Source organism: Pandoraea commovens, assembly GCF_024704525.1.
Classification (GTDB): Bacteria; Pseudomonadota; Gammaproteobacteria; order Burkholderiales; family Burkholderiaceae; genus Pandoraea; species Pandoraea commovens.
In genome coordinates this window covers 4,560,070-4,573,254 of record NZ_CP102780.1, presented here as the reverse complement: position 1 = coordinate 4,573,254, position 13,185 = coordinate 4,560,070, and the positions used below count along the sequence as shown (strand labels likewise).

At 63.7% G+C, this 13,185-nt stretch carries 13 protein-coding genes; all 13 read right to left on the bottom strand.

What is annotated here, in order from left to right:
* Window positions 1-37: 37 nt before the first annotated feature.
* Window positions 38-1,507 (bottom strand): ribonuclease G, encoded by a 1,470-nt coding sequence (gene rng / locus NTU39_RS20580; protein WP_257958439.1) that lies wholly within the window; start codon window positions 1,505-1,507, stop codon window positions 38-40.
* Window positions 1,508-1,548: 41 nt separating this feature from the next.
* Window positions 1,549-2,148 carry a Maf family protein gene (locus NTU39_RS20575; protein ID WP_150664291.1) on the bottom strand — a complete coding sequence of 200 codons (600 nt, stop codon included), beginning with the start codon at window positions 2,146-2,148 and terminating at the stop codon, window positions 1,549-1,551.
* 290 nt (window positions 2,149-2,438) lie between these two features.
* The gene (gene ugpQ, locus NTU39_RS20570) at window positions 2,439-3,233 is read right to left on the bottom strand and encodes a glycerophosphodiester phosphodiesterase (RefSeq protein ID WP_174984630.1); all 795 of its coding nucleotides are present in this window, start codon (window positions 3,231-3,233) and stop codon (window positions 2,439-2,441) included.
* Entirely contained in the window at window positions 3,230-4,324 is a 1,095-nt protein-coding gene (locus NTU39_RS20565; RefSeq protein WP_150664290.1) for a sn-glycerol-3-phosphate import ATP-binding protein UgpC, read from the bottom strand. The genes ugpQ and NTU39_RS20565 overlap by 4 nt, the downstream gene beginning before the upstream one ends.
* Before the next feature lie 2 nt (window positions 4,325-4,326).
* Window positions 4,327-5,172 carry a sn-glycerol-3-phosphate ABC transporter permease UgpE gene (gene ugpE, locus NTU39_RS20560; protein WP_150576340.1) on the bottom strand — a complete coding sequence of 282 codons (846 nt, stop codon included), beginning with the start codon at window positions 5,170-5,172 and terminating at the stop codon, window positions 4,327-4,329.
* The gene (gene ugpA, locus NTU39_RS20555; RefSeq protein ID WP_150664289.1) at window positions 5,169-6,065 is read right to left on the bottom strand and encodes a sn-glycerol-3-phosphate ABC transporter permease UgpA; all 897 of its coding nucleotides are present in this window, start codon (window positions 6,063-6,065) and stop codon (window positions 5,169-5,171) included. The genes ugpE and ugpA overlap by 4 nt, the downstream gene beginning before the upstream one ends.
* A 147-nt stretch (window positions 6,066-6,212) precedes the next feature.
* Entirely contained in the window at window positions 6,213-7,481 is a 1,269-nt protein-coding gene (gene ugpB / locus NTU39_RS20550) for a sn-glycerol-3-phosphate ABC transporter substrate-binding protein UgpB (protein WP_246184582.1), read from the bottom strand.
* A 397-nt stretch (window positions 7,482-7,878) separates the two neighbouring features.
* Window positions 7,879-8,349 (bottom strand): 23S rRNA (pseudouridine(1915)-N(3))-methyltransferase RlmH, encoded by a 471-nt coding sequence (rlmH, locus tag NTU39_RS20545; protein ID WP_150576343.1) that lies wholly within the window; start codon window positions 8,347-8,349, stop codon window positions 7,879-7,881.
* Window positions 8,350-8,373: 24 nt separating this feature from the next.
* Entirely contained in the window at window positions 8,374-8,811 is a 438-nt protein-coding gene (gene rsfS / locus NTU39_RS20540) for a ribosome silencing factor (protein WP_257958438.1), read from the bottom strand.
* Window positions 8,812-8,872: 61 nt separating this feature from the next.
* Window positions 8,873-9,604 carry a nicotinate-nucleotide adenylyltransferase gene (locus tag NTU39_RS20535; RefSeq protein ID WP_257958437.1) on the bottom strand — a complete coding sequence of 244 codons (732 nt, stop codon included), beginning with the start codon at window positions 9,602-9,604 and terminating at the stop codon, window positions 8,873-8,875.
* Between the two features lie 13 nt (window positions 9,605-9,617).
* Window positions 9,618-10,553, bottom strand: coding sequence for an oxygen-dependent coproporphyrinogen oxidase (hemF, locus tag NTU39_RS20530; protein ID WP_150664285.1), 936 nt, complete (start codon window positions 10,551-10,553; stop codon window positions 9,618-9,620).
* A 143-nt stretch (window positions 10,554-10,696) separates the two neighbouring features.
* Window positions 10,697-11,605: a mechanosensitive ion channel family protein gene (locus NTU39_RS20525; RefSeq protein ID WP_150664284.1), complete on the bottom strand. Its 909-nt coding sequence runs from the start codon at window positions 11,603-11,605 to the stop codon at window positions 10,697-10,699.
* Window positions 11,606-11,906: 301 nt separating this feature from the next.
* Window positions 11,907-13,184 carry a phosphoribosylamine--glycine ligase gene (purD, locus tag NTU39_RS20520; RefSeq protein WP_039400673.1) on the bottom strand — a complete coding sequence of 426 codons (1,278 nt, stop codon included), beginning with the start codon at window positions 13,182-13,184 and terminating at the stop codon, window positions 11,907-11,909.
* Window position 13,185 lies beyond the last annotated feature (1 nt).

The window sequence follows — 13,185 nt, the reverse complement described above, 5'->3', positions numbered from 1 at the left end:
ATTGTATGGCGGATGCCCCGGTTTTTTGCAATGGCGGTTACATCAGAATAATGTCGTACTGCTCCTGATGGAACGACGATTCGACCTGAAGCGAGATCGGCTTACCGATGAAGTCGATCAACATCGCGAGGTGCTGCGACTCTTCTTCGAGGAACAGATCGACGACTTCCTGCGAGGCGATCAGGCGGAACTCGCGCGGGTTGAACTGACGCGATTCGCGCAAAATCTCGCGCAGGATGTCGTAGCACAGCGTGCGCGGCGTCTTGACCTGTCCCTTGCCCTGACACACGGCACACGGCTCGCATAGCACGTGCGCAAGCGATTCGCGCGTGCGCTTGCGCGTCATCTCCACCAGCCCCAACTGCGAGAAGCCGTTCACCGTGATGCGCGTGCGGTCGCGTGCAAGCGCCTTCTTCAACTCCGAGAGTACGGAGTCGCGATGGTCGGCGCTTTCCATGTCGATGAAGTCGATGATGATGATCCCGCCCAGATTACGCAGCCGCAACTGGCGCGCAATCATCAGCGCCGCTTCCAGGTTGGTCTTGAAGATCGTGTCGTCGAAGTTGCGCGCACCGACGTAGCCGCCGGTGTTCACGTCGATGGTCGTCATCGCTTCGGTCTGGTCGATCATCAGATAGCCGCCGGACTTCAGATCGACACGACGCGACAACGCGCGCTCGATTTCCGTCTCGACGTTGTACAGATCGAACAGCGGACGCTCGCCCGTGTAGTGCGTGAGCTTGCCGAGCACGGCAGGCGTGTAAGTCGCCGCAAACTCGGCCAGCTTCTGATACGTCTCGCGCGAGTCGACGAGGATCTTGCCCGTCTCTTCATGCACGAAGTCGCGCAGCACGCGCTGGGCCAGATTCAGATCCTGATACAGCAGGGCAGGGGCGGGCACACGCGTGCTTTGCTCGCCAATCGTCTGCCATGACTTGCGCAGATAGGCGACGTCGTTGGCGAGTTCGGCGTCCGCTGCATCTTCCGCAATAGTGCGCACGATGAAGCCACCTTTCTCGTCGGCCGGCACGAGCGCCTGAATCTTGCTACGCAGCGCCTCGCGCTCGGCTTCGCTCTCGATGCGCTGCGAGATACCGATATGCGGCTCCTGCGGCAGATAGACGAGCGTGCGTCCGGCAATGCTGATTTGCGTCGACAGACGCGCACCCTTCGTGCCGATCGGGTCCTTGATGACCTGCACCATCAGCGTCTGCCCTTCGAAAACCGTCTTCTCGATGGGCGGCTGCGGATGCGGCACGGACGTGTCGTTATTGGTGCGCGGATGCCAGATATCGGCCACATGCAGGAACGCCGCGCGCTCCAGCCCGACATCGATGAAGGCCGATTGCATGCCCGGGAGCACGCGCACGACGCGGCCCAGATAGATGTTGCCGACCAGACCGCGCGAGAGCGTGCGCTCGATGTGCAGTTCCTGCACGGCGCCGAGCTGCATAAGCGCCACACGGGTTTCCTGTGGCGTGATATTGACCAGAATGTCTTCGTTCATAAATTGTCGACCAGACTCGAAATGCGCGGGGCCAAATAGCGTTAGAAGTCGACGCCCGCCTGGCGCAGCAGCGCGGCGGTTTCGCAAAGCGGCAGTCCCATGATGCCGGAGTAGCTGCCGTCGATACGCATCACAAACTCGGCAGCCTTCCCCTGAATACCATAAGCGCCCGCCTTGCCTTTCGGTTCTCCCGAGGCGACGTAGCGCTCGATCTCCTCGCGGCGCAACGGCCGGAACCACACGTGCGAGATGTTGACCGCCTGATGGACCTGTCCGTCGGCACAGACCGCTACGGCGGTGAGCACGCGATGACGGGTGCCCGACAGACGGGCGAGTACGGCGCAGGCGTCGGCGTCGTCGAACGGCTTGCCGAGGATGGTGCCGTCGAGACAGACGGTCGTGTCGGCCGTCAGGATCGGCGCGCCGGGCAGTCCGGCACGCGCCAGACGGGCCATCGCCGCTTCGGCCTTGGCGCGCGTGACGCGCTGCACGTAGTCGTCGGGCGGCTCCCCAGGCAGCACGGCTTCGAGTGCTTCGGCGTCCTCGTCGGCATGGGGCAGCAGCAACTCGAAACGAACGCCGAGCTGTTGCAGCAGTTCCTGACGGCGGGGGCTTTGCGAAGCGAGATAGATGTACGGCATGGCGGCTTGGCTTGAATTCGTCCAGCCCGGCACACGGCTTTGCAGAAATTTGCAGCGCGCGCACCGGGCCGCTGGATGGGCTGGGCGAGGGGAACGCCCTATTATGCCGCCTTGCGACCCCGCCCGCCACCATGCGGCGGCGGCAGGCGGGTGCCGTTTTTCAAGGGAATTGCGTGCGATAGGGGGCTTTCAGGGACGGTAGAGGCCGTGGAGCCAAAGCGCCGAACAGGCCGAACAGGCCGAAAGGGCCGTGCAGGGCGGGGAACGTCCACGACGTCCCCCTCTACCGCTCAGAGGTCGGCCAGGAAGTCCGCGCCGATCAGGTCGATGCGGTCGGTGCAGATGGCGTCCACGCCCCACGCGGCCAGTTCACGGGCACGTGCCGGCTCGTTGACCGTGTAGACGAGCATATGCAGCCCAGCGGCTTTGATCTCGGCGACCTGCGGGCCGTCGAGATGCTTGTGGCTCGCATGCAGCGTGACGGTGCCCAACTTACGGGCATCGTCGCGCCAGTGCGCCGGTACGGCCTCGTACAGCATGCCGCGCGGCAGTTCCGGCACGGCAGCGGCCGCCGCTTCGAGCGCCTCATAGGAGAACGAGGAAAGCAGCGGCGGCTGGGCCTGACCGGCCCACAGCGCCTTGACGGCTTGCGCCACCAACGTGCCAGTCTCGGCTTCACGCCCCGGGCATGGCTTGATCTCGACGTTCGCCGCGAGTCCCAGCGCCTGACAACGCTCCGCCACCTGCGCCAGCGTCGGCATCGTCTGGCCTGCAAAGCGGCCGTCCGCGCCAAACCAACTGCCAGCGTCGAGCTTTTCGATCTCGGCGTAGGTCATTTGCGCTGCAGCGCCGTGACCGTTGCTGGTGCGATCGACGGTGTCGTCGTGCAGCAGGAAGACGACGTTATCCGCCGAGAGCTTGGCGTCGAACTCGACCATGCGCAGGCCGAGCGAGGCACCCATCTCGAAGGCGGCGAGCGTGTTCTCCGGCGCGAGCTTGCCGCCACCGCGATGCGAGACGATGCGCGGATACGGCCAGTCGCGCCACAAATGGCCGGTTGCCGGGTCTGAGGTCGTGCCGCTCACGCTTCCACCCGCTTGCCCGTCGAAGGATCGAACAGGTGCAGCGCCTTGGCGGAAATCGCCAGCGGCATGACGGAACCCGCCGCCGGACGCAACTCGTGCGGCAGACGCACCGTCAAGTTTTGCTCGCCCCAGCGGCCGTGCAGCAGATTGTCCGCGCCGAGCAGTTCGAGCTGATCGACGGTGATGCTGGTTTGTGCGGCGAACGCGCCCAGCCCGTTCTGCTGTTCGGCAGGCACCAGATGTTCCGGACGCACGCCAAGCACCAGTTCGCGCCCTGCGTGGGCCATGCTCGTCGGCGGCAGGCGCAGCGCCGGACCACCGTCGACTTCGAACGTACGGCCTTCCGCATCGACCCGGCCCTTGAGCAGGTTCATTGCGGGCGAGCCCATGAAGCTCGCCACGAACAGCGACGCCGGACGCTCGTAGACGTCCGTCGGCGTGCCGATCTGCTCGGCGTAGCCCTTGTTCATGACGATCACGCGATCGGCGAGCGTCATGGCTTCGACCTGATCGTGCGTGACGTACAGGCTCGTCGTTTTCAGACGCTTGTGCAGACGCTGAATTTCCAGACGCATCTGCACGCGCAGCTTGGCGTCGAGGTTCGAGAGCGGTTCGTCGAACAGGAACACGGCCGGTTCGCGCACGATGGCACGGCCCATAGCCACGCGCTGACGCTGACCGCCCGACAGTTCACGGGGCTTGCGCGCGAGCAGGGGTTCGAGTTCCAGAATGCGCGCCGCCGCGAGCACGCGCTCTTCGATGGCCTTCTTGTCGATGCCGCGAATCTTCAGGCCGTACGACATGTTCTGACGCACGTCCATGTGCGGATACAGCGCATAGTTCTGGAACACCATCGCAATGTTGCGATCCTTCGGCTCTAGCTGATTGACGACCTGCGAGCCGATCAGAATGCTGCCTTCGCTCACCGATTCGAGGCCGGCGACCATGCGCAGCAGCGTCGACTTGCCACAGCCCGACGGGCCGACGATGACCACGAACTCGCCGTCTTCGATGTCGATGTCGACACCGTGCAGCACGTAGTTGCTCTGGTCGTAGGTTTTCTTGACGCTATGGAGTTTGAGATTTGCCATGATTACTTATCCGAATCGACCAGACCGCGCACGAACCAGCGTTGCATCAGCAGCACCACCGCGAGCGGCGGCAGCATGGCGAGCAACGTAGCGCTCATGACGAGTTGCCATTGGGTAGCGGTGTCGCCGCTACCGATCATGCTCTTGATACCCACGACCGCCGTGGTCATCTCCGGTGCGTTGGTCACCAGAATCGGCCACAGGTACTGATTCCAGCCATAGATGAAGGTGATGACGAACAGCGCCGCGATGTTCGTCTTCGACAGCGGCAGCACCACGTCGAAGAAGAAGCGCATCGGCCCTGCGCCGTCGATGCGCGCGGCTTCGACGAGTTCGTCCGGCAGCGTCATGAAGAACTGACGGAACAGGAAAGTGGCCGTGGCCGAGGCGATCAGCGGGATCGTCAGACCGGCGTAGCTGTTGATGAGCCCGAGGCTCGAAATCACCTGCACCGTTGGGAAAATCCGCACTTCGACCGGCAGCATCAGCGTGACGAAGATGAGCCAGAAGAACAGATTTCGCAGCGGGAAGCGGAAATACACGATGGCGAAGGCCGACAGGATCGACACCGAAATCTTGCCGATCGTGACGACCAGTGCCATGAACAGACTGTTGCCGAGCATCAGTCCGAAGGGCATGGCAGCGTTGCCGGTGCCCGCACTCCACACCGTCGAGAAGTTCTCGAGCAGGTGCGTGCTCGGAATGAGCGACAGGGGAACGTTGAAGACTTCGCTCTCGTTCATGGTGGCGGCGACGAACGCCACGTAGAGCGGGAAGACCACCAGCAGCACGCCGATTATCAGCATGACGTGGCAGAAGATATCCAGGCCGCGACGGTTCTCGATCATGCGTATTGCACCTTGCGTTCGATGAAGCGGAACTGCACGACCGTGAGCACGATGACGATGACCATCAGCACCACCGACTGGGCAGCCGAGCTGCCGAGGTCGAGCCCCTTGAAGCCTTCCGAGTAGATCTTGTAGATCAGCGTCATGGTCGACTGACCCGGACCGCCGCCCGTGGCCGCATCGATCACCGGGAAGGTGTCGAAGAACGAGTACACGAGGTTGACCACGAGCAGGAAGAACGTCGTCGGCGAAATCAGCGGCAGCACCAGCCCGAAGAAGCGTCGGATCGGGCCTGCACCGTCAATCGCGGCGGCTTCCACGAGCGAGCGCGGAATCGCCTGTAACCCGGCGTAGAAGAACAGGAAGTTGTAGCTGACCTGTTTCCAGATCGAGGCGAGCACGACGAGGAACATCGCCTGACCACCGTTGAGCGCGTGGTTCCACTCGATGCCGACCTTCGCCAGGCCGTAGGTGACCAGACCGATACTCGGGTTGAAGAGGAACGCCCACAGCACGGCGGCAATGGCCGGTGCCACGGCGTACGGCCAGATCAGCAGCGTCTGGTACAGGCGCTTGCCGCGCGTGACCCGGTCGGCCATCGCCGCGAGCAACAGCGAGATGACCAGTCCGCAGACGGTGACCAGCCCACTGAAAATCATCGTTGTCTTGAACGACGCGAGATAGAGCGGATCGCCCCACAGCGAGGTGAAGTTGTCGAGCCCGACGAACTCACTCGACAGGCCGAAGGCGTCTTGCGTCGACGTCGATTGCCACAGGGCCTCGCCCGCAGGCCAGAGGAAGAACAGGGCGGTGATGATGAGCTGCGGCGCGACAAGCGCGTAGGGCAGCCAGCCGGTGCCGAAGCGGGGACGTTCTCTGGAGGTATGCGCCATAACGTAGTGACCGAAAAAAACCAAACCGGCCCGCGTATCACGCGAGCCGGGGTGGCGTCATTGTAACGTCACGATTCACGCCGCAAATGCAGGAAAAGCCCCGGCATTGCGTGCGTTATCGCGCGTTCATCGAACGTTGAGCGCGACTTAGCTACCTTGTTTCGCGAAGCGAGCCAGAAGGTCGTTGCCACGTTCCACTGCCTTGTCGAGCGCGGCTTTAGGCGTTTGCTTGCCGCTCCACACGCCTTCGAGTTCCTCGTCGACCACCGTACGGATCTGCGGCATGTTGCCCAAACGCAGACCGCGCGTGTACGGCAGCGGGTCCTTGTTGAGCATCTGCTTGATGGCCGTGTCGGCACCGGGGTTCTTCGCGTAGAAGCCTTGCTTCTCGGTCAGCTCGTAAGCCGCCTTGGTGACCGGCAGGTAGCCGGTGTCCTGGTGCCACTTGGCGGCCACGGCCGGCGAAGCGAGGTAGTTCAGGAACTTGGCCACGCCCTTGTACTCGGTGGCCGACTTGCCGGCGAGCACCCACAGGCTGGCGCCACCGATGATGGCGTTTTGCGGAGCGCCCTTCACGTCGGCGTCGTACGGCATCATGCCCACGCCGTAGCTGAATTTGGCGTACTTGCCGATGTTGGCGAGCGCGCCCGACGTCGTCATGGCGATACCGCAGTCGCCGCTGTAGAACTTCGAGGTCACTTCATCCTTGCGGCCCACATACGTGAACGTGCCTTCCTTGGCCATGTCGGCCAGGAACTGGATGTGCTTGATCTGTTGCGGACCGTTGAATTCGAGCTTGGCGTCGAGACCGCCGAAGCCATTGTCCTTCGTGGCGTACGGCAGGGCGTGCCAGGCGCTGTAGTTCTCGAGCTGCGTCCAGCCTTGCCAGCCCATCGTGAAGCCGCACGACATGCCCGAAGCCTTCAGCTTCTCGGCGTCGGCCTTCACGTCGGCCCACGTCTTCGGCGCCTTGTTCGGATCGAGGCCAGCCTTCTTGAAGGCGTCCTTGTTGTAGTACAGCACCGGCGTCGAGCTGTTGAACGGCATCGAAATCAGGTGATTGGTCTTGCTGTCGGCGTAGTAACCGGCGATGGCGGGCACGAAGGCCTTTTCGTCGAACGGCTCACCGGCGTCCTTCATCACTTGCCACACGGGCTTCACGGCCTTCTTGGCGCCGATCATCGTGGCGGTGCCCACTTCGTACACCTGAAGAATGGCCGGTGCATTGCCAGCGCGGAAGGCGGCGATCCCTGCGGCCAGCCCCTGCTCGTAGTTGCCCTTGTAGATCGGGACAATCTTGTAGTCGCTTTGCGATGCGTTGAAGTCGGCAGCGATCTGGTTGACGCGATCGCCAAGGGCCGATTCCATCGAATGCCAGAATTGGATTTCCGTGGCGGCCAGGGCCGACGTGCTCATGCCGAGTGCCAGGGCGGCGCCAACGCCAGCGAGGGCGAACGTGCGCAGGGAAGGTTGCTTCATGCCAATCTCCGGGGGTTCACGAGAAGTCAAGGGTCTGATTGTGTGAGTGGACCCTACTTGTTCGCGGTGCGAACTGTAGCGCCGCGTAGACTAACACGTCACCGTGTTATTTCCATTCGCACTGCACAATGCGTGTTGCACGCGAGTGCAACGGGGGGATTGACACGCCGCGAAGTGCCACGTCCAGCAAGGCCCGGCGTGGTGTCGAGGGTCCGGCACAACGTTGCATTGCACCGCAAAACGCGTTTATGACTTATGGATGACTTATTTTTTTGTCACACAAGGACGGCGGATATCACGTCAGGTGACGTGCCGTCCCGTCGACAGAATGCCGTCAGACCCGATGATAGGGGTGATTGGCGTTGATGCTCCACGCGCGGTAGAGCTGTTCGGCGAGCAGCACGCGCACCATGCCGTGTGGCAGGGTGAGGCTGGACAGGCGGATGAGGGTGTCGGCGCGCGACTTGAGGGCTGGGTCGAGCCCGTCGGCGCCGCCGATCACGAAGGCCACGTCGCGTCCGTCCTGTTGCCAGACGGTGAGCGACTGGGCCAGACGCATGGTGGTGAGATCCTGCCCGCGTTCGTCCAGACAGACGAGACGACAGCCGCGCGGCAGCGCCGCGTCGATGCGTTGCGCTTCGGCGGCCATGACCGTCTCGGCGGTGCGGGAGTTGGAGCGCTGCTCCGGCTTGATTTCCTTGAGTTCGATGCGCAGCTCGGGCGGCATGCGCTTGGCGTACTCGGCGAAGGCGGTCTCGATCCAGCCGGGCATCTTGTGCCCGACTGCGAGAATGAACAGACGCATGTCGGCAGTGTCGCTTGCGGCGTCTTACTTGCTGGTCTTGCGACGGGCCGGTGCCGGGGCAGCGGGCGCGTCTTCCTCGTCTTCGTCTTCCGCGCTGGCCTTCGCACCGGCCTTGGTGCCGGCGGCCTTCAGGCGGACGGGCTTCTCGCCCCAGATTTCTTCGAGGTTGTAGTACTGGCGCAGGGCCGGTTGCATGATGTGGACGATGGCGTCGCCCGTGTCGACCAGCACCCATTCGCCCACGTCTTCGCCTTCCATGCTGACGATGTCGCCGCCGGCGGCCTTGACCTTGTCGCGCACGCTCGCGGCCAGTGCCTTGGTCTGGCGGTTGGACGTGCCGCTCGCGATGATCACGCGCTCGAACAGGGCGGTGAGGTGTTCGGTGTTGAACACCTTGATGTCCTGGGCCTTGACGTCTTCGAGGGCGTCGACGATCAGGCGCTGAAGTTTACGAATATCCATAGTGCGTCTATTTGGTGAAACAGGGGTGCGAGATAGCGGCCCGGCAATTGCCGTGGGGCCGTCAGGCGCGGTACAGGTGTTGCGTGCGGATGTACTGCCACACGGGTTCGGGCAGGTTTGCCGGGGGTGTGACAGTGTCTCGCGCGTGCGCCAGCATGGCGCGCAACTCGGTGGCGGAGATGTCGACGGCCAGTGAGTCGTCGATCAGGATGCCGCCGCATGGCGTGGATTGTACCCCGAGCGCGGACTTTTCCCGCTCCCCGAAGACCTGACGCAGTTCCGGGGATGCTGTTTCGCGACTGAAACCGGGCCGCGCCGCCGCACAGACGTGGGCGTAATCGAACAGTTCGCGCCAGGCGTGCCAGGTGTCGAGCCGCACCAGTTGGTCCGAGCCGATGAGCAGCGAGAGCGACGCGTCGGGCCCGGCGTCCTGTCGCATGTCCCGCAGGGTATCGACGGTGTAGCTCGGCCCGGCGCGCTCGATCTCGCGCGTGCTGACGATCACCTGCGTCGACGCATGGGTGACGGCCAGCTCGGCCGCCAGCCCCTGTGCGGCGAGCCGGGTCATGGCCAGCCGGTGCTCGGCGGCCGTGCTGCCTTGCTTCTGCGGCTGTTGGCCTGCGGGCATCAGCACCAGTTCGTCCAGCGCCAGCGTGTGCGCGAACAGTGCGCCGAGCGCGAGATGCCCGGTGTGGATCGGATCGAACGTGCCGCCGAGCACGCCGATACGCTTGCGCGTTGGGTGGGGCGGAGTGGCCGGGACGCCTTGCGTTGCAGGAGAGGTGACGGTCATGCGTGCAGCGCCTTTACACCCACTCGCGGCGCACGAGGAAGTCGGTGTAGAGCTTTTCTTCGGGCGTGCCCGGCTCCGGCTTCCAGTCGTAGTGCCATTTCACGATCGGGGGCATCGACATCAGAATCGACTCGGTACGCCCGCCCGATTGCAAGCCGAAGTGCGTGCCACGGTCCCACACCAGATTGAATTCGACGTAGCGGCCACGGCGATGCGCCTGAAAATCGCGTTCGCGTTCGCCGTACGGCATGCCGCGACGGCGTTCGATGATAGGCACGTACGCGTCGAGGAACGCATCGCCCACGCTTTGCATGACGGCAAAGCCCGTGTCGAAGCCACCGCCGGAGAAGTCGTCGAAGAAGATGCCGCCGATGCCGCGCGGCTCCTGGCGATGCTTCAGATAGAAGTACTCATCGCACCACGTCTTGAAGCGCGGATACCACGTGGTGTCGAACGGATCGAGCGCGTTCTTGCACGTCTGATGGAAGTGTTGGCAGTCTTCTTCGTGGGCGTAGTACGGCGTGAGATCCATGCCGCCGCCGAACCAGAACGCGGGCAACTCGCCGGGCGCGGTGGCAATCAGAATGCGCACGTTGAAGTGCACCGTGGGGCAATACGGATTGCGAGGATGCAGGACCAGCGAGACACCGAGCGCCTCGAAGCCGCGTCCGGCCAGCTCAGGCCGCGAGGCGCTGGCCGACGCGGGCAGCTTGTCGCCGATCACATGAGAGAAGTTGACGCCGCCGCGCTCGAAGAAGTCACCATCGTCGAGCACGCGGGTGCGCCCGTCGCCACGCAGCGCGCCATCGGCGGGACGCTGCCAGTCGTCGACGAAGAAGCGTTTGCCGTCCAGGCGCTCCAGCGTCTCGACAATGCGGTCCTGAAGCCCGAGAAGATACGTGCGTACCGCGCCCGTGTCCGGCGCCGGTGCGGTGTCTTGCGCTGTCATTCTGTGACGTCCCTTGCGTGGTCTGTGTATGCAAATTGCGGTTTTATCCGCGATTGTACCGGCACGAGGGCAGACGCGGGCGGGCGGCACCGCGTGCCGGTGCCGCCCGAATGACCTGAATCAAAGGACGATGCGCCGGCGTTTCAGGGCGCTGGTGCGTTCGGAAGTGTCCCGGCGGGGGCCGTGCCCCCCGCGCCCGGCACGATCGGCGGCACGGCGCTGGTGCCGCTGGCCGCCGGTCCCGATATGCCCGGCGGGGGCATGAGGATCTGCCGCGTGGCGGGTACCGGCCAGTGAGCTGTGCCGCCGACTTCGGCAATCGCCTTGTTGGTGTCGAAGTAGACCTGCCAGTAGTCGCGGTTGTGGCAGTAAGGCCGCACCGCGAGCACCGGCCCGGACGGGTTGAACTCGAGAATCTCGACGTCCACGCCCGGCTTCTCGACCACGTTGGGAATCTGCGCCACGCGTGCCTTCAGGCGCGCCACGGCGTCTTGCAGGTCAACCGTATGCGCGAGCTGTGCCGTGAGGTCTACGCGTCGGAAGGCGTTGGCGTCGTACACGGTAATGTTGTCGCCGAATACCTTCGTGTTGCCGACGTACACGCGCAGGTTGTCCGGCGTCGTGAGCGTGGTGACGAACAGGCCGATCTCGTCGACCACGCCCGTCACGCCGCCTGCGCTGATCATGTCGCCCGACTTGAACGGACGCAGCACGATGAGGAAGATGCCCGACGCAAAATTCGACAGCAGTCCGGACCAGGCGGCCCCGATGGCGATACCGGCGGCGGCGAGCAGGGCAGCGAACGACGTCGTTTCAATGCCGCAGACACTCAGAATGGAAAGGATCAGCGCGATACGCAAGGCAATGCGCATCGTCGATTCGGTATAGCGAACGAGGGTGGGATCGATGTGGCGGCGATTCATCGCGCTGCGAACGAGCCGCGCCAGCAGATTGATGACGATGCCACCGATGATCCAGATGACGACGGCCATCACGATTTTCAGGCCGAACGGCACCAGATAATCGTTGACCAGCTTATCGAGGTCGAACATGTAAGTCTCCGTCGAGCGAGGGTCTGTCGGGAAAACTGCATGAATGCCGCCGGGGCTGGCCGGCCGCGCGCTCTCGGGGTAAACCTTCGATGTCACGCGACGCCAGCGTGCCAATTTGGCCTGCGCTTGTCAATCGCGGGGCAATGAAGATGTGAGGCGGCCCATTTCGGGGGCGCAAGGAAGGTGGGGGCGGGCGACGCAATTGCCTGCGTCAAAAGACAACGGCCCGGGGAACGCGAGGTTCCCCGGGCCGTGGCGAAACGATCCGGCGCAAGTCAGCTAAGCGCCGGACGCTGGCGACTTATTCCGGCTTGCGCGCAAGTGCGCGGTTGCCGATGTCGTGGCGATACTGCATGCCGTCGAAGTTGATCTGATTGACGGTCTGGTATGCGACGCTTTGCGCACCGCGCACGGTGTCGGACAGGCCGACCACGCACAGCACACGTCCGCCCGTGACCTTGAGTACGTTGTCTTCGAGCTGCGTGCCTGCGTGGAACGTCACGCATTCGTCGGTCTCTGCCGGGACTTCCGAGATACGGTCGCCCTTGCGCGGTGTGTCCGGGTAGCCGTGAGCGGCGAGCACCACGCCCAGCGCATAACGACGATCCCAGTCGAGTTCGATCTTGTCGAGCGTACCCGCAATCGCGTGCTCGACCACCACCGAGAAGTCACCCTTCAGACGCGCCATGATCGGCTGCGTTTCCGGGTCGCCCATGCGGCAGTTGAATTCGAGCGTCTTGACGTTACCGTCGGCGTCGATCATCAGACCGGCGTAGAGGAAGCCCGTGAAGCGAATGCCGTCGGTCTCCATGCCGCGCACCGTCGGCATAATGATCTCGCGCATCACCTTCGCGTGAATCTGCGGCGTGACGATCGGCGCGGGCGAGTAAGCACCCATGCCGCCCGTGTTCGGGCCCTGATCGTTGTCCAGCAGACGCTTGTGATCCTGCGACGTGGCCAGCGGCAGCACGTTTTTGCCGTCGACCATCACGATGAAGCTGGCTTCTTCGCCTTGCAGGAATTCCTCGATCACCACGCGCGCACCGGCGTCGCCGAGCTTGTTGTCCGCGAGCATCATGTCGACGGCGTTGTGCGCTTCTTCCAGCGACATCGCCACGACCACGCCCTTACCGGCGGCCAGACCGTCGGCCTTGATGACGATCGGCGCACCCTTGGCGTCGATGTAAGCGTGAGCGGCGGCTGCGTCGGCAAACGTTTCGTAATCGGCGGTCGGAATGCCGTGACGCTTCATGAACGCTTTGGCGAAGTCCTTCGACGATTCGAGCTGTGCAGCTTCCTTGGTCGGTCCGAAGATCTTCAGGCCACGGGCGCGGAAGATGTTGACGATACCGGCGGCGAGCGGCGTTTCCGGGCCGACGACCGTCAGCGCGATGCCTTCGCGTGCGGCGAATTCGGCCAGCACGTTCGGATCGCTGATCGGCACGTTGCGCAGACGTTCGTCGAGCGCCGTGCCACCGTTACCCGGTGCGACATAGACGAGTTGAATACGCGGCGATTGGGCAAGCTTCCACGCGAGCGCGTGTTCGCGGCCGCCCGAGCCGACAACCATGATCTTCATG

Bases quoted from the DNA above. Each gene is read 5' to 3' on its own strand.
- hemF (WP_150664285.1), bottom strand. From the start codon at position 10,553: ATGACAGCGCAAGACACCGCACCGGCGCCGGACACGGGCGCGGTACGC.
- NTU39_RS20575 (WP_150664291.1), bottom strand. From the start codon at position 2,148: ATGCCGTACATCTATCTCGCTTCGCAAAGCCCCCGCCGTCAGGAACTG.
- ugpB (WP_246184582.1), bottom strand. From the start codon at position 7,481: ATGAGCACGTCGGCCCTGGCCGCCACGGAAATCCAATTCTGGCATTCG.
- ugpE (WP_150576340.1), bottom strand. From the start codon at position 5,172: ATGATCGAGAACCGTCGCGGCCTGGATATCTTCTGCCACGTCATGCTG.
- rng (WP_257958439.1), bottom strand. From the start codon at position 1,507: ATGAACGAAGACATTCTGGTCAATATCACGCCACAGGAAACCCGTGTG.
- NTU39_RS20525 (WP_150664284.1), bottom strand. From the start codon at position 11,605: ATGTTCGACCTCGATAAGCTGGTCAACGATTATCTGGTGCCGTTCGGC.
- NTU39_RS20565 (WP_150664290.1), bottom strand. From the start codon at position 4,324: ATGGCAAATCTCAAACTCCATAGCGTCAAGAAAACCTACGACCAGAGC.
- purD (WP_039400673.1), bottom strand. From the start codon at position 13,184: ATGAAGATCATGGTTGTCGGCTCGGGCGGCCGCGAACACGCGCTCGCG.
- rlmH (WP_150576343.1), bottom strand. From the start codon at position 8,349: ATGCGTCTGTTCATTCTCGCAGTCGGGCACAAGATGCCCGGCTGGATC.
- rsfS (WP_257958438.1), bottom strand. From the start codon at position 8,811: ATGGATATTCGTAAACTTCAGCGCCTGATCGTCGACGCCCTCGAAGAC.
- NTU39_RS20535 (WP_257958437.1), bottom strand. From the start codon at position 9,604: ATGACCGTCACCTCTCCTGCAACGCAAGGCGTCCCGGCCACTCCGCCC.
- ugpA (WP_150664289.1), bottom strand. From the start codon at position 6,065: ATGGCGCATACCTCCAGAGAACGTCCCCGCTTCGGCACCGGCTGGCTG.